General features: G+C 70.2%; 21 protein-coding genes and 1 tRNA gene. 9 read left to right on the top strand and 13 right to left on the bottom strand.

Annotated elements, in window-relative coordinates; genetic code table 11:
- Positions 1 to 12: 12 nt before the first annotated feature.
- Entirely contained in the window at positions 13 to 1,308 is a 1,296-nt protein-coding gene (gene murA, locus CJZ98_RS03105; protein ID WP_094588215.1) for a UDP-N-acetylglucosamine 1-carboxyvinyltransferase, read from the bottom strand.
- Between the two features lie 239 nt (positions 1,309 to 1,547).
- Here murA and CJZ98_RS03100 point away from each other — a divergent pair.
- The 5 genes from CJZ98_RS03100 to trpC all read left to right on the top strand — a co-directional run bounded on the left by CJZ98_RS03100 (position 1,548) and on the right by trpC (position 5,277).
- A tRNA-Leu gene (locus CJZ98_RS03100) sits at positions 1,548 to 1,631 on the top strand.
- A 118-nt stretch (positions 1,632 to 1,749) separates the two neighbouring features.
- Positions 1,750 to 1,998, top strand: coding sequence for a hypothetical protein (locus CJZ98_RS03095; protein WP_094588213.1), 249 nt, complete (start codon positions 1,750 to 1,752; stop codon positions 1,996 to 1,998).
- 25 nt (positions 1,999 to 2,023) lie between these two features.
- The gene (locus CJZ98_RS03090; RefSeq protein ID WP_232756140.1) at positions 2,024 to 2,893 is read left to right on the top strand and encodes a TrmH family RNA methyltransferase; all 870 of its coding nucleotides are present in this window, start codon (positions 2,024 to 2,026) and stop codon (positions 2,891 to 2,893) included.
- 11 nt (positions 2,894 to 2,904) lie between these two features.
- The gene (lpdA, locus tag CJZ98_RS03085; protein WP_094588211.1) at positions 2,905 to 4,341 is read left to right on the top strand and encodes a dihydrolipoyl dehydrogenase; all 1,437 of its coding nucleotides are present in this window, start codon (positions 2,905 to 2,907) and stop codon (positions 4,339 to 4,341) included.
- A 51-nt stretch (positions 4,342 to 4,392) separates the two neighbouring features.
- Positions 4,393 to 5,277 carry an indole-3-glycerol phosphate synthase TrpC gene (trpC, locus tag CJZ98_RS03080; protein WP_094588209.1) on the top strand — a complete coding sequence of 295 codons (885 nt, stop codon included), beginning with the start codon at positions 4,393 to 4,395 and terminating at the stop codon, positions 5,275 to 5,277.
- A gap of 122 nt (positions 5,278 to 5,399) precedes the next feature.
- On the opposite strand, the gene rpsD is transcribed toward trpC, so the two are convergent.
- Entirely contained in the window at positions 5,400 to 6,008 is a 609-nt protein-coding gene (rpsD, locus tag CJZ98_RS03075) for a 30S ribosomal protein S4 (protein WP_094588207.1), read from the bottom strand.
- A gap of 134 nt (positions 6,009 to 6,142) precedes the next feature.
- On the opposite strand from rpsD, the gene yidD reads away from it, so the two are divergent.
- The 4 genes from yidD to aqpZ all read left to right on the top strand — a co-directional run bounded on the left by yidD (position 6,143) and on the right by aqpZ (position 9,052).
- Positions 6,143 to 6,391 carry a membrane protein insertion efficiency factor YidD gene (gene yidD / locus CJZ98_RS03070; protein ID WP_232756153.1) on the top strand — a complete coding sequence of 83 codons (249 nt, stop codon included), beginning with the start codon at positions 6,143 to 6,145 and terminating at the stop codon, positions 6,389 to 6,391.
- Positions 6,391 to 6,672, top strand: coding sequence for a glutaredoxin family protein (locus CJZ98_RS03065; RefSeq protein WP_094588203.1), 282 nt, complete (start codon positions 6,391 to 6,393; stop codon positions 6,670 to 6,672). Before yidD ends, CJZ98_RS03065 begins: the two co-directional genes overlap by 1 nt.
- A 30-nt stretch (positions 6,673 to 6,702) precedes the next feature.
- On the top strand, positions 6,703 to 8,208 hold the full coding sequence (locus CJZ98_RS03060) for a UDP-N-acetylmuramoyl-L-alanyl-D-glutamate--2,6-diaminopimelate ligase (protein ID WP_094588202.1): 1,506 nt from the start codon (positions 6,703 to 6,705) through the stop codon (positions 8,206 to 8,208).
- Between the two features lie 73 nt (positions 8,209 to 8,281).
- Positions 8,282 to 9,052 carry an aquaporin Z gene (gene aqpZ, locus CJZ98_RS03055; RefSeq protein WP_094588200.1) on the top strand — a complete coding sequence of 257 codons (771 nt, stop codon included), beginning with the start codon at positions 8,282 to 8,284 and terminating at the stop codon, positions 9,050 to 9,052.
- 32 nt (positions 9,053 to 9,084) lie between these two features.
- Here aqpZ and CJZ98_RS03050 read toward each other — a convergent pair whose 3' ends face one another.
- The 11 genes from CJZ98_RS03050 to sppA form a co-directional block, all read right to left on the bottom strand.
- Entirely contained in the window at positions 9,085 to 10,233 is a 1,149-nt protein-coding gene (locus tag CJZ98_RS03050; RefSeq protein ID WP_094588198.1) for an aminotransferase class V-fold PLP-dependent enzyme, read from the bottom strand.
- A 50-nt stretch (positions 10,234 to 10,283) separates the two neighbouring features.
- On the bottom strand, positions 10,284 to 10,445 hold the full coding sequence (locus tag CJZ98_RS18715) for a hypothetical protein (protein WP_198537446.1): 162 nt from the start codon (positions 10,443 to 10,445) through the stop codon (positions 10,284 to 10,286).
- 196 nt (positions 10,446 to 10,641) lie between these two features.
- Complete coding sequence (locus CJZ98_RS03045; RefSeq protein WP_094588196.1) at positions 10,642 to 12,156, bottom strand: AAA family ATPase; 1,515 nt, start codon at positions 12,154 to 12,156, stop codon at positions 10,642 to 10,644.
- A gap of 10 nt (positions 12,157 to 12,166) precedes the next feature.
- Positions 12,167 to 12,691 (bottom strand): YceD family protein, encoded by a 525-nt coding sequence (locus CJZ98_RS03040; protein WP_094588194.1) that lies wholly within the window; start codon positions 12,689 to 12,691, stop codon positions 12,167 to 12,169.
- A 40-nt stretch (positions 12,692 to 12,731) separates the two neighbouring features.
- Positions 12,732 to 13,871: a membrane protein insertase YidC gene (gene yidC, locus CJZ98_RS03035; protein ID WP_094588192.1), complete on the bottom strand. Its 1,140-nt coding sequence runs from the start codon at positions 13,869 to 13,871 to the stop codon at positions 12,732 to 12,734.
- 101 nt (positions 13,872 to 13,972) lie between these two features.
- Positions 13,973 to 14,425 carry a PH domain-containing protein gene (locus CJZ98_RS03030; RefSeq protein ID WP_094588190.1) on the bottom strand — a complete coding sequence of 151 codons (453 nt, stop codon included), beginning with the start codon at positions 14,423 to 14,425 and terminating at the stop codon, positions 13,973 to 13,975.
- Entirely contained in the window at positions 14,422 to 14,817 is a 396-nt protein-coding gene (rnpA, locus tag CJZ98_RS03025) for a ribonuclease P protein component (protein ID WP_094588188.1), read from the bottom strand. Before rnpA ends, CJZ98_RS03030 begins: the two co-directional genes overlap by 4 nt.
- Before the next feature lie 64 nt (positions 14,818 to 14,881).
- Complete coding sequence (rpmH, locus tag CJZ98_RS03020; protein ID WP_094588186.1) at positions 14,882 to 15,019, bottom strand: 50S ribosomal protein L34; 138 nt, start codon at positions 15,017 to 15,019, stop codon at positions 14,882 to 14,884.
- A gap of 75 nt (positions 15,020 to 15,094) precedes the next feature.
- Complete coding sequence (locus CJZ98_RS03015) at positions 15,095 to 15,709, bottom strand: DUF2808 domain-containing protein (protein WP_094588184.1); 615 nt, start codon at positions 15,707 to 15,709, stop codon at positions 15,095 to 15,097.
- A gap of 130 nt (positions 15,710 to 15,839) precedes the next feature.
- Positions 15,840 to 16,217, bottom strand: coding sequence for a chorismate mutase (aroH, locus tag CJZ98_RS03010; protein ID WP_094588183.1), 378 nt, complete (start codon positions 16,215 to 16,217; stop codon positions 15,840 to 15,842).
- The gene (sppA, locus tag CJZ98_RS03005) at positions 16,214 to 17,026 is read right to left on the bottom strand and encodes a signal peptide peptidase SppA (protein WP_094588181.1); all 813 of its coding nucleotides are present in this window, start codon (positions 17,024 to 17,026) and stop codon (positions 16,214 to 16,216) included. Before sppA ends, aroH begins: the two co-directional genes overlap by 4 nt.
- Positions 17,027 to 17,054 lie beyond the last annotated feature (28 nt).

Here is a 17,054-nt window from a genome sequence, read left to right as displayed (position 1 = left end):
CAGGGACGGGCCTCAGCCGACGCGACGGATCGTGGCGCCCACGGCATTGAGCTTGCCCTCCAGATCGGCATAGCCACGATCGAGGTACTCCAGGCCCTGCACGGTGGTGATGCCATCGGCCGCCAGGCCAGCGAGCACCATGGCCGCTGAGGCCCGCAGGTCGCTGCCCTTCACCGGTGCGCCACTGAGCCGATGCACCCCCTCGATGAAGGCGGTGTTGCCCTGCATGCGGATGGCGGCCCCCATGCGCTGCAGCTCGCCCACGTGCTGGAGCCGGTTCTCGAAGATGTGCTCGGTGATCACGCTGGTGCCCTGGGCCGTGGCCAGCAGGCTCATGAACGGGGCCTGCAGGTCGGTGGGGAAGCCGGGGAAGGGCTGGGTGCGCAGGTCCACCGCCCTGATCTGGTCGGCGGAGATCGTGACGCAGGTGCCGTCGATGTCCAGGCGGCAGCCCACCTCCTCCAGCTTGGTCAGCACCGCGCCCAGGTGGTCGGTGATCACCGGGCCGACGGTGAGGGTGGAGCGGGTGATCGCGGCGGCCAGCAGCAGGGTGCCGGCCTCGATGCGGTCGGGGATCACGGCGTAGTCGGCGCCGTGCAGGCGCTCGACCCCGACGATCCTGATGGTGGGCGTGCCGGCGCCGCGCACCCGGGCGCCCATGGCGATCAGCAGGCCCGCCAGATCCACCACCTCAGGCTCGAGGGCGGCGTTCTCGATCACGGTCTCGCCATCGGCGAGGGCCGCGGCCATCATCAGCGTCTCGGTGGCGCCGACGCTCGGACAGTCCAGGTGGATGCGGCCGCCCTTGAGGCGATGGCCGCGGCCCGGCACCACCGCCGAGACAACCCCATGCTCGATCGTCACCTGGGCGCCCAGAGCCTTGAGCCCCTTCACGTGCTCCACGACCGGGCGGGTGCCGATCTGGCAGCCGCCGGGCAGGGGCACCCGGGCGATGCCCAGCTTGGCCAGTAGAGGGCCAATGCAGAAGAAGCTGGCCCGCAGGCTGTTGACCAGCTCATAGGGCGGTGCGGACTGGTTCAGGCCGCTGCCGTCCATCTCGATGCTGTCGCTGCCGCGGCGCACCCCCACCCCGAGCGAGGCGAGGATCTCGCCCATGCCGGCAATGTCGGTGAGCGGCGGCACGTTGCGCAGCCGCAGGGTGTCCTCGGTGAGCAGGCTGGCGGCCATCAGCACCAGGGCTGAATTCTTGGCGCCGCTGACCCGTACCTCTCCGGAGAGACGCCGGCCACCGGCGATTTCCAGTTGCGGATTGAGAACCTGTTGAGACGGGACAACAGTGACGGTCATGGTACGGGTGTCCCGTCTGTGGGGGCCCATCTTGACAATGAAGCCTGAGACCGTCTAGACGGCCGGCGCCTGAACTGGCTTGCTTGCCTGTGGGTCTGGTGTCTGGTTTGGGCGCTCAGGTGGCCGGGGGACGCGGTTCGGCCATGCGGTACATTTTCGGAGTCGCCATCGGCGGCCGCGGCAGTCGCCCTTGCGGCAGCAGCGTTAGTCGTTCAGAATTCGTTCTGGCGACCAGCCACGCGGATGTGGCGGAATTGGTAGACGCGCTAGTTTCAGGTACTAGTGGCAGCAATGTCGTGGGAGTTCAAGTCTCCCCATCCGCACTTTTCTTTGGTTCCATCAACCCTCCCGAGACCATCGGGAGGGTTTTTTGTTGGTATCGAAGCGGTCCGGTCCTGGGTAGGTCCCCTGCGTAGGGTCGCTGGAGGCTGGTGTTCCCCCATGATCGTGCTCAAGATCAGCAATGCCTCCGAGCTGGTGGCGGCGAAGCTGGGCAAGTTCCTCGAATCGCTCACCCCCGACGGCCTCGACCAGGCCACGGTGGAGGACATCCTGCTCAAGGAGCTGATCAAAAACCTCGCCAGTGAGGGCCTCAAGGGAGAGGTGGCCTCCGTCAAGGGTCTGGATCTGGAGGGCTCCAAGCTGGTGATCAGCGAGACCCTGCAGGTGCGCCGCCATCAATCCTTCTGATCCCACCCCTTCTGATCCCACCGCAGTGCGACGCGTCGAGTCCGTCGCCCCCGGCGGCGAGCGGCCCGTCGAGCTGATCACCAGCCGCCGCAACCCCCTGGTGGCCAGGCTGCGGGCGCTGCAGCAGGGCCGGGGCCGGCGCGAGCAGGGGCTGCTGCTGCTGGAGGGAACCCACCTGCTGCAGGAGGTGCTGCGCCTGGGCCTGGCGCCCGAGCTGGTGCTGTCCACGCCGCGCTGGGGCGAGGCCCACGGCCCCCTGCTGGCGGCCCTGCCGGCCGTCACGCGGCGGCAGCCCGTGGGGGAGGAGGTACTGGCGGCCGTGGCCACCACCGAACACCCCGATGGGGTGGTGCTGACCCTGCCCCTGACGGCCCTGCCGGTGGCCGGCCCGGCGCCGCAGTTCGTCCTGGCCCTTGATCAGCTCCAGGATCCGGGCAACCTCGGCACACTGCTGCGCACCGCCCTGGCCGCCGGGGTGCAGCAGGTGTGGCTGGGGGGCGGTGCCGATCCGTTGCAGCCCAAGGTGCTGCGGGCCTCCGCCGGCGCGGCCCTGGCCCTGCCGTTGCTGCGGGATGCCGGCCGCGAGGGGCTGGCGGAGCGCCTGCACGGGGCCCGCGCAGCCGGCCAGCAGGTGGTGGCCACCGTGGTGGCTGGCGGCGGTGGAGCCAGCGGTGGCGCATCGACGGCCCAGCCCTACTGGCAGCTGGACTGGAACCTGCCCACCGTGGTGCTGCTCGGCAACGAGGGCGCCGGCCTGGACAGCGAGCTGGCGGCGCTGGCCAGCCATCGCGTCACCATCCCCCACAGCGCCGCTGTGGAATCACTCAATGTGGCGGTGGCGGCGGGTCCCCTGCTGCTGGAGCGCTGGCGGCAGGGGAGAATGCCCGCCAACTGAGCAGGGCCCCGGTGAGCGACGCCTCCTTCGACTTCGATGTGATCGTCATCGGTGCCGGTTACGGCGGCTTCGACGCGGCCAAGCACGCCGCCGACCACGGCCTGCGCACCGCGATCATCGAGAGCCGCGACATGGGCGGTACCTGCGTGAACCGCGGCTGCGTGCCCTCCAAGGCCTTGTTGGCCGCCAGCGGCCGGGTGCGGGAGCTGGCGGACGCCGAGCACCTCAAGGGCTTCGGCATCCACGCCGCCCCGGTGCGCTTCGAGCGCCAGAAGATCGCCGACCACGCCAACCAGCTGGTGGCCACGATCCGTTCCAACCTCACCAAGACCCTGGAGCGCGCCGGCGTCACGATCATTCGCGGCAAGGGCCGTCTCGAGGGCGCCCAGCGGGTGGGGGTGCGCGAGATCAACGGGGTGGATCGGGTGCTCAGCGCCCGCGACGTGATCATCGCCACCGGCTCCGATCCCTTCGTACCCCCCGGCATCGAGACCGATGGCCGCACCGTGTTCACCAGCGACGAGGCCATCAGCCTGGAGTGGCTGCCCCGCTGGATCGCCATCATCGGCAGCGGCTACATCGGCCTGGAATTCGCCGACGTCTACACCGCCCTGGGCTGTGAGGTCACGATGATCGAGGCCCTGGATCGGGTGCTGCCCACCTTCGATCCCGACATCGCCAAGATCGCTGCCCGCAACCTGATCGACGGCCGCGATATCGACGCCCGCGCCGGTGTGCTCGCCCGCAAGATCACCCCCGGCGCACCGGTGCGGATCGAGCTCGCCGCCATGGCCACCAAGGAGCTGGTGGAGACCCTGGAGGTGGACGCGGTGCTGGTGGCGACCGGCCGAATCCCCACCAGCAAGGAGCTGAATCTCGAAGCCGTCGGCGTGGCGACCAACCGCGGCTTCATCCCGGTGGATGACCAGCTGCGGGTGCTGGTGGATGGTGCCCCCGTGCCCCACCTCTGGGCCGTGGGCGATGTGACCGGCAAGATGATGCTGGCCCACACCGCCGCCGCCCAGGGCACCGTGGCTGTGGACAACATCCTGGGCCACCCGCGCCAGATCGACTACCGCTCGATACCGGCAGCCACCTTCACCCACCCCGAGATCAGCTCGGTGGGCCTGAGCGAAGTCGATGCCAAGGCCCTGGCGGCCCAGGAAGGCTTCGAGCTGGGCTCGGTGCGCAGCTACTTCAAGGCCAACTCCAAGGCCCTGGCGGAGCTGGAGGGCGACGGCCTGATGAAGCTGCTGTTCAACAAGGCCACCGGCGAGGTGCTCGGGGCCCACATCTACGGCCTGCACGCCGCCGATCTGATCCAGGAGATCGCCAACGCCGTGGCCCGCCGCCAGAGCGTGCGCCAGCTGGCCACCGAGGTGCACACCCACCCCACCCTCAGCGAAGTGGTGGAGGTGGCCTACAAGCAGGCGGCTGCGGCGCTGTAGGGCCCTGATCCGGGCCACTCCTACGATCAAGGGCCCTGCCCCCCGTGGCCCTTGGAGATCCGTCGCCGCCCCCCCAATCCCCCCGTGAAAGTGGCGCACCTGGAGTACGGCATCCCCCATGAGGATGCTGAGCCCCGCCACATCCTCGAGCGGATCGTCTGGGAGAAGGACCGGGAGGTGACGGCGGCCCGGGAGCGGGTGAGCCTGCAGAAGCTCCAGCAGCAGGTGGCGGAGCTGCCCGCGACGCGGGATTTCGTGGCGGCCCTGCGGGCCAGCTGCCGCAAGCCGGCGGTGATCGCCGAGGTGAAGAAGGCCAGCCCCAGCAAGGGCGTGATCCGGGAGGACTTCGACCCCGAGGCCATTGCCCGGGGTTACGCCGCCGGTGGGGCCAGCTGCCTCTCGGTGCTCACCGACAAACAGTTCTTCCAGGGCGGTTTCGAGGTGCTGGTGCAGGTGCGCCAGGTGGTGGAGCTGCCGCTGCTGTGCAAGGACTTCATCCTCAGCCCCTACCAGCTCTATCAAGCCCGCGCCGCTGGCGCCGATGCGGCCCTGCTGATCGCCGCCATCCTCTCCGACCAGGACCTGTCCTACCTGCTCAAGGCGGCCCGCAGCCTGGGGCTCGCGGTGCTGGTGGAGGTGCACGACGGCGCCGAGATGGAGCGGGTGCTGGGCCTTGAGGGAGTGCAGCTGATCGGCATCAACAACCGTGATCTGGCCAGTTTCCACACCGATCTGGCCACCACCGAGCAGCTGATGGCCACCTACGGCGACCAGGTGCGGGCCAAGGGCGCCTTGCTAGTGAGTGAATCGGGCCTGTTCACGCGGGAGGATCTCGATCGGGTGGTGAGCGCCGGTGCCGATGCGGTGCTGGTGGGTGAGTCGCTGATGCGCCAGAGCGATGTGACCGCCGCTCTGGAAACCCTGATCGGGGGCTGAAGCCAGCGCCTGGGCGGCGGCTCCACACCGCGGCCCGGTGACTGCGGGCTGCGGCAAACAAAAAAAAACCCCCCGCAGGAGCGGGGGCCGAAACCACGGAGGTGGTCGTTGATCCAGCTGGATCAGACCTTGCGGGAGTAAAACTCCACCACCAGCAGTTCGTTGATCTCAAGGGCGACCCATTCGCGTTCGATCTTGCCGTTCACCTTGGCGGTGAGCTTGTTCTTGTCGAACTCGAGGTGGGGCGGGATGTTGGCCAGACCTGGGAATTCCAGGTTGCCTTCAGCCAGTTTCTTGCTCTGCTTGCGCTCGCGGACGGCGACCACGTCGCCGGCCTTGCACTGGTAGCTGGGGATGTCCACGACGCGGCCGTTCACGGTCACGTGGCCGTGGTTCACCAGCTGGCGGGCGCCTGGCACGGTGGGGCCGAAGCCGAGGCGGAAGCAGATGTTGTCGAGGCGGTTCTCGAGCAGTTTCAGCAGGTTGGTACCCGTGGAACCCTCCTGGGCCCGGGCCTTCTTCACGTAGCGAACCAGCTGACGTTCGGAGATGCCGTAGTTGAAGCGAAGCTTCTGCTTCTCTTCGAGGCGGATGGCGTATTCGGAGCGCTTGCGACGGGCTTGGCCGTGCTGACCGGGGGGATAAGACCGCTTGGCGGACTTACGGGTGAGACCGGGAAGGTCTCCCAAGCGCCGCGTGATCCTCAGGCGAGGGCCGCGGTAGCGAGACATGGAGAACGGGATCGGGGTGGCATCCGGCGCGGCCCGCCGTCGCTGAGCGACGTGCGGCCTGCGAACATGGCGGAACTGGGCTCCGCTGTCGTGGGCCTGAGCCACGCCAGCCGGCCATCCTATCCGCTGGACCGCTGCCCCTCCCGAGCATCCCGCCCGTGACCCGGATCCTGCAGCAGCTGTTGATCGGCCTGATCGCGGCCTACCGGCGCTGGATCTCGCCGCTGCTGGGGCCCCGCTGTCGCTTCATCCCCAGCTGCAGCGCCTACGGCCTGGAGGCGATCGAGCGGCATGGGCCCTGGCGCGGCGGCTGGCTGACGCTGCGGCGGCTGCTGCGCTGTCACCCCTTCACTCCCTGCGGCTGCGACCCGGTGCCCGATTGATGGCCGCTCCCACGCTTCTGCTCTACACACGTCTGGGCTGCTGTCTCTGTGAGGGGCTCCAGGAGCGGCTGCTGACCCTGGATCCCCCGCCGGTTTTGGAGGTGCTGGACGTGGATACCGACCCGGCGCTGCAGCAGCGCTACGGCCTGGAAGTGCCGGTGCTGGCCCTGAAGCTGGCCGATGGGGGCCTGAGGGAGCTGCCGCGGGTCTCGCCGCGGCTGTCGGGGGGGGGACTGGCGGATTGGTTGCGGAGGAACGGTTTTTCCGGCGGCTCCGTTTAGAACGGGCCCAACTTGATCCCCCGCTGGACAATGACCCAGCTGCTTCACCCCCTGCTGCGCCACCTTGGGCTGGCCGTGCCGCAGGGGCTGGAGAACCGGCCGGTGAGCGGCATCAGTTGCGATTCCCGCCGCGTCGGGGCCGGCACCCTGTTTGTGGGGCTGCCTGGCGCCGGAGTGGATGGGGGCCGTTTCTGGCGGGATGCGGTGGCGGCCGGGGCGCCAGCCGCGGTGATCGGCCCGGCGGCGGCGGCGGCCGTGCCGCCGGAGCCGGCGGATCCGGTGCTGGTGGTGGAGGAGCCTGTGGCCCGCTGGGCCGGCCAGCTGGCTGCCGAGTTCTGGCAGCAGCCCAGCCGTCGCCTGGCTCTGATCGGTGTCACCGGCACCAACGGCAAGACCACCACCACCCACCTGATCGAGCACCTCAGCGCCCGCAGCGGCCGGCCCGCTGCCCTGTTCGGCACCCTGGTGAACCGCTGGCCCGGCCAGAGCGTGACGGCCCAGCACACGACCGCCTTTGCGGACGTGCTCCAGGCCCAGCTGGCCCAGGCCGTCGAGGCCGGGGCCCAGGTGGGGGCCATGGAGGTGAGCTCCCACGCCCTCGACCAGCAACGCGTGGCCGGGTGCCAGTTCAGCGGCGCGATTTTCACCAACCTCACCCAGGACCACCTCGACTACCACGCCTCGATGCAGGACTACTTCGAGGCCAAGGCCCGTCTGTTCGCGCCGCCGCTGCTGGCGGCTGAGGCCGGCGCTGTGGTGAATGTGGACGATCCCTGGGGGGCGCGGCTGGCCGAGCGGCTCGGGGAGCGCTGCTGGCGCAGTTCCTTCGAGGCGGATGGCGGGGCGGAGCTGCGCCTGGCCGATCTGGAGTTCTCCGCCCAGGGCGTGCGCGGCACCCTGATCAGCCCGCGGGGATCGGGCCCGTTCCGCTCGCCGCTGCTGGGCCGCTTCAACCTGATGAACCAGCTGCAGGCGGTGGGAGCCCTGCTGCAGCAGGGGCTGCCCCTGGCCCTGCTGCTGGAGGCCCTGGCGGACTTCCGCGGTGTGCCCGGCCGGATGGAGCGGGTCAGCGTGGGCCGGCCGGAGAACGGCAACGGCCGCCATCCGGCCGTGCTGGTGGACTACGCCCACACCCCCGATGGCCTGGAGAGCGCCCTGGCGGCCTGCCGTCCCTTCACGGCGGGTGAGCTGATCTGCGTGTTCGGCTGCGGTGGCGACCGCGACCGGGGCAAGCGCCCCCAGATGGGCGCCATCGCCGCACGGCTGGCCGATCGGGTGGTGGTGACCTCCGATAACCCCCGCACCGAAGACCCAGACCAGATCCTGGCCGACGTGGTGGCCGGCATCCCTGCGGGCACCGCCTTGCAGGTGGAGCCGGACCGGGCCCGCGCCATCGCCGCCGCCATTGCCGCCGCCGGCCCTGCCGACCTGGTGTTGATCGCTGGCAAGGGCCATGAGGATTACCAGATCCTGGGCACCACCAAGGTGCACTTCGACGACCGTGAGGAGGCGGAGAAGGCCCTGCGGGCGCGTTAGCGGAAGCTGATCAGGTGGCGGCAAGGCGGCGCTGCGGCCACAATCCGGCCGTAAGCATGCATCGGCTTTTTGGATGGCTCAGGCTGTACCAATTTCCAAGAAATTTCTCGCTGAACTGATCGGCACCTTCTGGCTGGTGTTGGGCGGTGCCGGCAGCGCCGTGCTGGCTGCCGTGTTCCCCTACGACTCCGCCGCCGCCAACCCGCTGGGCCTCGGCTTCCTGGGGGTGTCCCTGGCCTTCGGCCTCACCCTGCTGACCGCGGCCTACGCCATCGGCCACATCTCCGGGGCCCACATCAACCCGGCCGTGAGTTTTGGCCTCTGGGCGGGAGGTCGCTTCCCCAGCTCCCAGCTGCTGCCCTACATCGTCGCCCAGGTGCTTGGAGGCGTGGTGGCCGGCGGCGTGATCCTGGCCATTGCCAGCGGCCGTGACGGTTTCGCCCTCGCCGGCAGCAATCCGCTGGCCACCAATGGCTTCGGGGCCCACTCGCCCGGGGGCTACGGCTTCCTGGCGGCCCTGATCACCGAAGTGGTGCTCACCTTCATCTTTCTGCTGGTGATCCTCGGCGCCACCGACAAACTGGCCCCACGCGGATTCGCGGGTGTGCCGATCGGCCTCTCGCTCACCCTGATCCACCTGATCAGCATCCCCGTGACGAACACGTCGGTGAACCCGGCCCGCAGCACCGGCGTGGCCGTGTGGGTGGGCGGTGCTGCCCTGGGGCAACTGTGGCTGTTCTGGGTGGCCCCGATCGCCGGCGCCCTGCTGGCTGGCTGGGTGTACCGCAACCTGCTCACCCATGAGCTTGAAGTGGAAGGTGTGATCCCCTCCGAGCAGATCTGATCCGAGCAGATCTGCTCCGACCGATTCGGCGTTCAGCCCAGATCGGCCAGGGCCTCCAGCAACCGATCCACTTCGGCGTCAGTCGTGGTGATGTGGGTGCAGGCCCTCAGGCAGGTCGGATCGGCCAGGCTGCGGATCCAGATCTGCCGCTCCCCCAGGGCCTGGACCACCGCCTGGGGGCCCGGGCCCTCCAGCTGGAAGCTCACCAGCCCGGCCGGTGGGGGCTCTTCCAGCAGGGTGTGCACTCCCGGCAGTGCCTGCAGCCCCTCCCACAGCCGCCCGCTACCGGCACGGATCCGCCCCAGCCGCTCGGCCTCGCTGCCCTCGGCCGCCAGCAGCTCCAGGGAGGTGGCCAGGCCGCTGGCCAGGGGCACGCAGGAGGTGGCCACCTCGAAGCGGCGCGCGTCGCGGTGCCAGGGGCTGGTGGCCTCGGTTTCGCTGCGCAGGCTGCGCCAGCCGATCAGGGTGGGCTGGCCCTGCTCCAGGATCCGCTCGGAGAGGGCCACTCCGCCCAGGCCTTCGGGTCCGCAGCACCATTTGTGACCGGTGAAGGCGTAGATGTCGGCGGCGGCAGCGGCCTCCGACACCGGCAGGCTGCCCAGCGACTGGGCCGCATCCACCAGCAGCCAGGGCTGGCGGGGGTGGGCGGCCAGCCGCTCGGCCACCGCTGCGATCGGCATCAGCGATCCGGTGTTCCAGAGCAGGTGCGAGAGCACCACCAGCCGGGTGTTCGGCCTGAGCCGGCGCTCCAGGCTCGCCAGGACCGCCCCGTCCAGCTCCGCAGCGGGTGTCCCGAGGCAGAGCTGCTGGACGGGCAGCACCGCCAGCTCCAGGCCCTGGCGCCGGGCCAGCTCGCGGCAACCGGCCACCACGCCGGGATGCTCGCAGTCGCCGATCAGGAGTTCATCGCCCGGCTGCCAGGGCAGGCCCCACAGGGGCAGCAGGCAACCGCTGCTCACGTTCTCGGTGAGGGCCAGCCGCGAGGGAGACACGCCGCAGAGGGCCGCGAGGGCCCGACGCACCCGGCTGGTTTCCCGCTCGATGAAGGGCCACACCGCGCCGGTGAAGGGGCCCAGCTCCTGGATGGTGCGCCAGCTTGCTGTGATCGCCTCAAGCGATGGCGTGGGCAGCGGGCCCTGACCGCCGTAGTTGAAGTAGGTCTTGCCCGCCAGGGCGGGCATCAGCTCCCGCAGCGGGCTAACCGGATTCGGCACGGGGGCGTGGGTCGCGCTCAGAGCACCTGGCCCACGGCCACGGCAGCCAGGGCCGAGAACAGGGTGATGCCGAGGGCTGTGAAGGGGTTCTGGCCCTGGGCCACCGCGAAGGTGGTGATCACGCCGGCACCGAGGCAGGCCACGGCCAGTTGGGTGGTGATGGCGGGACGGCTTTCCACGGGGGGCCTGCGGTTTGGCCAGAACCTACGGAGGGCAAAGGGATCTGCCCCTGGGGTGCCCCTGGCTTCGTTACGGGGCGTTGGGCTTCGTTACCCGGCGCAATGGGGACCGGTTGCGGAGCTTCATGGGTGCCGGCGGTTCCGGTCGCGGCTCGGCTGGAGGCGGAGCGCGCCCGCCCGGCAGGGGCGGGGCCCCTCAGCTCGCTGGACTGGTGCCGCTGCCGGTGTGGCTGCAGCTGGAGGCGGGCCTGGCCCGGCCGCTGCTGGCCCACTGCTGCAGCGCCTCCAGCTGTTCGCGAGCCGTGCGTGACAGGGGCACCAGCTGGGCGGCTGCCGCCACCAGGTCGGCCTCGCCGAAGTCGCGCCGTTCGCTGAAGGCCTGGTGCATCGCCTCGATCACCACCTGCTCCAGCTCGGCGCCGGAGAAGCCGGCCGTGCGGTCCACCACCACCTCCAGGGGCAGGCGGTGCTCGGGCCGCCGGCGCCGCAGCTGCAGATCGAGGATCGCCCGACGCTCGGTGGCCTCGGGCAGATCCAGCAGGAAGATCTCGTCGAAGCGGCCCTTGCGCACCAGCTCCGGCGGCAGTTTCTCCACGCCGTTGGCGGTGGCCACCACGAACACGGCGCTGGTCTTCTCGGCCATCCAGGTGAGCAGGCTGGCCAGCACCCGCTGGCTGGTGCCGCCGTCGCTGCGGCCGCCGTCGGCGCTGCCGAAGCCCTTGTCGATCTCGTCGATCCAGAGCACGCAGGGGGCCATCGCCTCGGCCCGCTGGATCATCTCCCGCGTGCGGGCCTCCGAGGCCCCCACCAGCCCAGCGAACAGCCGGCCCACATCCAGCCGCAGCAGCGGCATTTCCCAGCTGTGGGCGATCGCCCGGGCCGTGAGCGACTTGCCGGTGCCCTGGGGGCCCACCAGCAGCACGCCGCGGGGCAGGGGCAGGCCATAGCGGCGGGCCTCGTCGCTGAAGGCCTGCTGGCGCTGCTCCAGCCAGCGCTTGAGGGCATCCAGGCCGCCGATGTCCGCCGGCGTGGCCTCGCTGGGGCAGTACTCCAGCAGCTCGCTGCGGGCGATGGCCTGGCGCTTCTCCTCCAGCACCTCAGCGAGGTCGCCCTCGCCCAGGGCGCCGCGGCGGGCCAGGCCCCTGGCCGCCACCTGGCGGATGCGCTGCTCGCTCAGGCCGCTGCAGCTGTGGCTGAGCCGCTCCAGCAGGTCGCCCTCCAGGGTCTGGCCGCAGGCCCGGGCGATGCCCTGCAGCAAAGCGCGAATCTCCTCCTGTTCCGGCAGGGGCAGATCCAGCACGGTCACGCACTCCTCCAGCTCCCGCGGCAGCTGCCACTCGGCGGCGGTGATCACCAGGGTGTGGGGCTGCTGGCGCAGGGAGGCCGCCAGGTTGCGCAGCTTGCGGCAGACGCTGCCGTCGTCGGCGTAGCGGTGGAAGTCGTGCAGCACCAGGATGGCCGCCTGATCCGGCGCCAGGGGGGCCAGGGCCTCCAGGGCCGCCAGGGGGTTGCGGGCCGCCTCTCCCTCGCGGTTGGGCAGGCCGCTGAGGCCGCTGATGAAGTCCCAGCGCGCCAGGGCGCGGTTCCCCAGCCGCTGGGCAGTGGCCGCCAGCAGGGTGGCGATGCGTTCCTCCTCCTGGCTGCGGATCCAGAGGATCGGCGTGCGGGCGCGGATCAGCAGATCGAGGTGGTCGGCCCAGGCCTGGCTCATGGCTTGGGGCTCAGGGGGTGAGGTTCTTCAGGGCGGCCCAGCGGGGATCGATGGCCTCGCCGGGGCCGCTCCCCCGCAGGTTGGGGCCGGGACATTCGGGGCCGCAGCGGTTGACCACGGGCAGCTGCAGGCTGAGCTGCTCGAAGGCCCAGTGGGCGGGGTCAAAGTCGCCGCGGGGGTCCAGGCTCTCGGTGAGGGCGTCGGCCTCGATATCGAGCACCTGGGCTCCGGCCTCCAGCACGTCGTCTTCGCTCAGGCCGGCGTCGCGGGCGGCATCGCCGAGCCAGAGCAGTTCCTTGGTGCGGAAGGCCAGGGGGTGGTTGAAGTGCTGCAGGCAGCGGTCGCAGCAGAGGGTCACGATCGTCTCGGCCAGGCCTGCCACCTCCAGCACGTTGCCGCGATGGATGGCCTGAAGCTCCCCACGCACTGGTGTGAGGCTCTCGAGTTCGCCCAGGTGCTGGTCGATCGTCCAGCGCCGTCCCTCGGCCAGGGGACGCAGCTCCTGGATCGGCACGGGGCGCAGGTCGTCGGCCATGGCAGCGGGGAGGGGAGCCTGGGCAGGGGCTGCCCAGGGGTTACTTCTTGCCCTTGTTGGGCTCAAAGGGCAGGCGCTGGCTGCCGGCTCCGGTGGCCGTTGCGGCCACGGTCTGCTGGGACAGCTGCTGGTCGAGGATCTGCTGCAGGTTGTCGGGCAGGGCCTCGCGGGTGAGCAGGAAGGTCTGCAGCGCCTGGAAGATGTTGGCCACCACCATGTAGAGCAGCACCCCGGCCGGCAGCGGGAAGAACAGGAACATCGCCGTGATCATCACCGGCGTGATCTTGTTGGCCGTGGCCTGCTGCGGGTTGGGGGGCATGCCCATGCCCGAGAGGATCTGGGAGGCGAACAGGCTGGCGCCGAAGGCGGCAACCAGGATGGCGATGTCCCAGTTGACGGCGCCGTCGGTGTAGAAGCCCACCTGGCCCAGGGCCTTGATGAACAGGAAGCCGCTGCGGGCCGCCAGGCCGGGGATCTTGGCCTCCACCACGGCATCGCCGGGGGCGAGGGCGGTGATGGTGCCATTGGCATCCACGCTCACCACTCCCTCGCCCTTGGTGACGCTCCAGCTGGGGGTGAAGGCCTCACCGTCCTGCACGTCCGCCAGCACCGAGGCGAAGCTGGCGCCGTCGCGGGTGTGCAGGGTCACGCTCTGCTGGTCGCCCACGCCGAGCTTGGTGCCCTGCTCCAGGCTGGCGATCACCGGCACATGGCTGGTGGCCGTCACGAAGATCGAGTGGCTGGGGCTGTTGAAGGGCTTGGCCTCCACCGTCGCGATCTGGTCGGCCGGCAACACCTTCAGGTTGAGGGTGTAGGGCACATCGGCGAACGGTGAGCCCCGCAGGGTGGCGAACAGGGCGAACAGGATCGGCATCTGCACCAGCAGGGGCAGACAGCCCGCCAGAGGGCTGCCGAACTCCTTCATCAGGGCGCCCAGCTCTTCCTGCTGCTTGGCCGGGTTGTTGGCGAACTTGGCCTTGATCTCGGCCTGGCGCTTCTGCATCACCGGCTGGGCGATGCGCATGCGGCGGGCGCTGCGGATCGATCCGGCGCTCAGGGGGAACAGGGCCAGCCGGATCACCACCGTGAGGGCAATGATCGCCAGCCCGTAGCTCGGCACCAATCCGTAGAAGAAGTCGAGGATCGGGAGCAGCAGGTTGTCGGAGATGTAGCCGATCACGGCGTGGGGAGCTCAGGGGGGTGGGGATAGGCGGCCAGTGTGCCCGAGCACGGGGCCGATCGGGGCTGGGCCTGGGGCCAGGCAGGACGGCTTGGCTGCGATCAGGCGGCGGCGCCGAAGCCGCTCTTGGGGGCGCTGCCGGCCGTCTTGGCGGCCGCGTCCATGCGCTCGAGGATGAAGGCCTCCGCCTCCCGGTAGCGGGGCACGGCGCGCATCTCCAGCTTCATGCCGTCGCTGAGCACCAGCACCATGTCGCCCCAGAAGCCGAAGCCCCGGGGCACGGAGCGCACCTCACGGATCTGGCTGTAGACCACCTGGGTGCGGTCACGCCCCAGCCAGCCCCCGCTCACCGAGACGCGGCGGCTGGTGATCGTGAAGCGCAGCCACAGGGCCCGCACGATCGCGCCCACGGCGAAGGGGATACCGATCAGGGTGAGGCCGAACAGCAGGTTGAGGAGCAGATCGCCCCTGGCCGGTCCGCCCTCGTAGAAGACGTCCTCGTTGATGCTGGCGCCAGGCGCGACGAGCGGAGTGCTGGAGGGAACTGGGGTCATTGGCTCAGGCCCGCCTTCTGCAGGAGTTGCGCACATTCTCCCAGCAGTGCCCCGTCGTCCGCGTCGGCGCTGCCGGGCTTGAGCGAGATCAGCACCCACTGGTCGGCACCGCTCCAGGCGATCCGGGCCAGGGCCACCAGCTGGCCGTGCAGCAGGCGCCGCAATTGGTTGCGCCGCACCGATTTCTTGCTCACCTTGCTGCTCACCACCACCGCGAAGCGGGGCGGCTGGCCGTCGGGGTTGCCGGGCCTGAGCAGACCTGGCCTGAGCAGCCCGGGCTCCGCCGCCATGGTGCGCAGCACCAGCAGCGTGCCCTGGAAGCGCCGGCCTTTCTGATAGAGGCGGTCGAACACAAAGCGTCCCCGCAACCGATGTTCCCGGGGAAGGACCATGGCTGCGGGGACGCGGGGGGATGGGCGGGTACGACGTGGCTCGCGAACGGGCCCGAGGCCGGGCTCAGACGGCCAGGCGGGCGCGGCCGCGCTTGCGGCGGGTGCGGATCACGCGACGACCGGTGTGGCTGCGCATGCGCACCCGGAAACCGGAGACCCGCTTGCGCTTGCGGCTGGTTCCTTCGAGGGTCCGTTTGGTCATGGCTCCGGCTCTGCTGCGCGTTCAATGTCGATGGACCAACGTACCAGCCAGGCGGATGGGGCCGGACCTGGCTCATCAGTTGCTGGGGGGATCGATCTGGATCAGCCAGCTGCCCAGGTAACCCGAGATGGGCACGTCGCCGGGGGCCTGGGCCAGGGCGTTGAACTGATACATGCCCGCGTTGAACGGGTTGAAGATGCTCATGTACACGCCGATGGTTCCACCCACGGGCACCGGTGTGTTGGGGAAGACTTCGATGGCGGTGCCATCTCCCGTCACCTCCACCACTGCCGGAATGTCCTGCTTGCAGCGGGTGCGTGAGAGCATGCCGCCCTCGCTCATGTAGCAGAGCTTGACCTGCTTGGCCTCGATCTTGCTGTCGAAGGTCTTGGGGATGCCCACGGTGAGCTTGAGGATGGCCGTCTTGCGGTCCTTGGGCCGCAGGATCAGGTAGTAGTCCGAGCGGGCAAGCCGGCCGGTGTCGCTCATGAAGAAGTAGAGCCGCCGGTAGTCCTTGGTGTTGTCCCAGCGGAACTCCATCAGGCCAGGGGTGCCCTGGGCCGACGCCGGGGCCGGGGCGGTGAGGGGGGCCAGGGCCAGGCCGGTGCCCAGGGCTGCCGCGCCGAGGCCGGAGGCGGCAAGGGTCGCCAGGGCGGCGGGCTGGCGCAGGCGGTGGAGGAGTGGGGTCATGGTGGGGGAGGAGGGCTGGTTCCGGCGCTGCGCCTTTAGCTGTGAGTCTCGATAGGGGGCGGCGGCGCCAGCCGGGACCGTGGGCCGGCGCCGGAGCTGGCAGTTGTGACCGGATGCGACTGGATCGGCCCTAGAGGGCGGCCAGGTCGGGCCGCAGCCGGGCGGCCTCGCGCAGGTAGGCGTGGCGCACGGGGCGCTCTGGCTCCAGCCAGGCGTGGGCCAGCAGACGGATGCAGCGAGGCAGGTCGCCGGCCACCGCCATCTGCTGGCAGTCCAGCAGCGCCACCCCGTCCCAGCCGTGGCGGTGGCGGGCGATTGCCGCGGGGAAGCAGGCATCGAGGTCCGCCGTCACCGAGAAGGTCACCGACAGCAGCTGGGGACCCTCCAGGCCGTTGCGCTCCACCAGGGCATCGAGCAATTCGGCCACCGCTTCGCTGATGGCCGCGTGGCTGTTGGCGGTGGCTGTGGTGGCACCCCGCAGGGCGCGCAGCTGCAGGGCGTTGCTCATGGCCGGTACAGCCAGAGGGGTTGGCCGCTCCAGCCCAGCTCCAGGTTGAGGGCCTCCTGCAGCCGGCCCAGCAGGGCGCGGCCCGGGATCAGGTTGGCGAGCCGCTTCTGGGGCTTGCCGAAGGTCACCGGCAGGGTCTTCTCCTCGTCCAGATCGGCGAGGCGGGCCGCCAGGCGACGGGCCGTGTCCTCATCCCCCAGGGCATCCACCAGCCCAAGCTCCTGGGCCTGGGCGCCACTGAACACGCGGCCATCGGCGAAGCCGCGCACCTGCTCCTCCTCCAGGCCCCGCCCCTCGGCCACGGCCGCCACGAACTGGCCGTAGCTGGAGTCGATCAGGCCCTGCAGCAGCTCCCGCTCATCGCCCGTCAGGGCGCGATCCGGCGAGAGGATGTCCTTGTAGAGGCCGCTCTTCACGGTTTCGAAGCTGATCCCCACCCGCTCCAGCAGCTTGGAGAGGTTGTTGCCCCGCAGGATCACGCCGATCGAGCCGGTGATGGTCCCGGGGTTGGCCACGATCTGCTCGGCCGCCACTCCCACGTAGACGCCGCCGGAGGCGGAGATGTTGCCGAAGCTGGCCACCACGCGGCAGCCCTTGGCGCGCAGCCGCTTGATCGCGGCGTGGATCTCCTGACTGTCGCCCACGGTGCCGCCGGGACTGTCAATGCGCAGCAGCAGGGCAGGGAACTCCCGCTCCTCCACCTCCCGCAGCGCCTTGAGCACCCGCTCGCGGGTAGGGCCGGCAATCGGGCCCTCGATGGCGATCCGAGCCAGTTTGCGGCGTGACTTGCGGCGCCAGGGCCAGGCCATCGAAGCAGTGTGTAGTGGCTGGATCTTA

It is taken from the genome of Vulcanococcus limneticus LL, assembly GCF_002252705.1.
Lineage (GTDB): Bacteria > Cyanobacteriota > Cyanobacteriia > PCC-6307 > Cyanobiaceae > Vulcanococcus > Vulcanococcus limneticus.
The sequence above is the reverse complement of the archived record's forward strand: the minus strand, read 5'-3'. Positions and strand labels throughout refer to the sequence as shown.

Excerpts from the sequence above, each read along its gene's own strand:
- CJZ98_RS03065 (WP_094588203.1), top strand. The coding sequence starts at position 6,391 with ATGGCCGCTCCCACGCTTCTGCTCTACACACGTCTGGGCTGCTGTCTC.
- rnpA (WP_094588188.1), bottom strand. The coding sequence starts at position 14,817 with ATGGTCCTTCCCCGGGAACATCGGTTGCGGGGACGCTTTGTGTTCGAC.
- aqpZ (WP_094588200.1), top strand. The coding sequence starts at position 8,282 with ATGGCTCAGGCTGTACCAATTTCCAAGAAATTTCTCGCTGAACTGATC.
- CJZ98_RS03045 (WP_094588196.1), bottom strand. The coding sequence starts at position 12,156 with ATGAGCCAGGCCTGGGCCGACCACCTCGATCTGCTGATCCGCGCCCGC.
- CJZ98_RS03030 (WP_094588190.1), bottom strand. The coding sequence starts at position 14,425 with ATGACCCCAGTTCCCTCCAGCACTCCGCTCGTCGCGCCTGGCGCCAGC.
- rpsD (WP_094588207.1), bottom strand. The coding sequence starts at position 6,008 with ATGTCTCGCTACCGCGGCCCTCGCCTGAGGATCACGCGGCGCTTGGGA.
- CJZ98_RS03015 (WP_094588184.1), bottom strand. The coding sequence starts at position 15,709 with ATGACCCCACTCCTCCACCGCCTGCGCCAGCCCGCCGCCCTGGCGACC.
- CJZ98_RS03040 (WP_094588194.1), bottom strand. The coding sequence starts at position 12,691 with ATGGCCGACGACCTGCGCCCCGTGCCGATCCAGGAGCTGCGTCCCCTG.
- sppA (WP_094588181.1), bottom strand. The coding sequence starts at position 17,026 with ATGGCCTGGCCCTGGCGCCGCAAGTCACGCCGCAAACTGGCTCGGATC.
- aroH (WP_094588183.1), bottom strand. The coding sequence starts at position 16,217 with ATGAGCAACGCCCTGCAGCTGCGCGCCCTGCGGGGTGCCACCACAGCC.
- CJZ98_RS03060 (WP_094588202.1), top strand. The coding sequence starts at position 6,703 with ATGACCCAGCTGCTTCACCCCCTGCTGCGCCACCTTGGGCTGGCCGTG.
- rpmH (WP_094588186.1), bottom strand. The coding sequence starts at position 15,019 with ATGACCAAACGGACCCTCGAAGGAACCAGCCGCAAGCGCAAGCGGGTC.
- murA (WP_094588215.1), bottom strand. The coding sequence starts at position 1,308 with ATGACCGTCACTGTTGTCCCGTCTCAACAGGTTCTCAATCCGCAACTG.
- CJZ98_RS03050 (WP_094588198.1), bottom strand. The coding sequence starts at position 10,233 with ATGCCCGCCCTGGCGGGCAAGACCTACTTCAACTACGGCGGTCAGGGC.
- CJZ98_RS03095 (WP_094588213.1), top strand. The coding sequence starts at position 1,750 with ATGATCGTGCTCAAGATCAGCAATGCCTCCGAGCTGGTGGCGGCGAAG.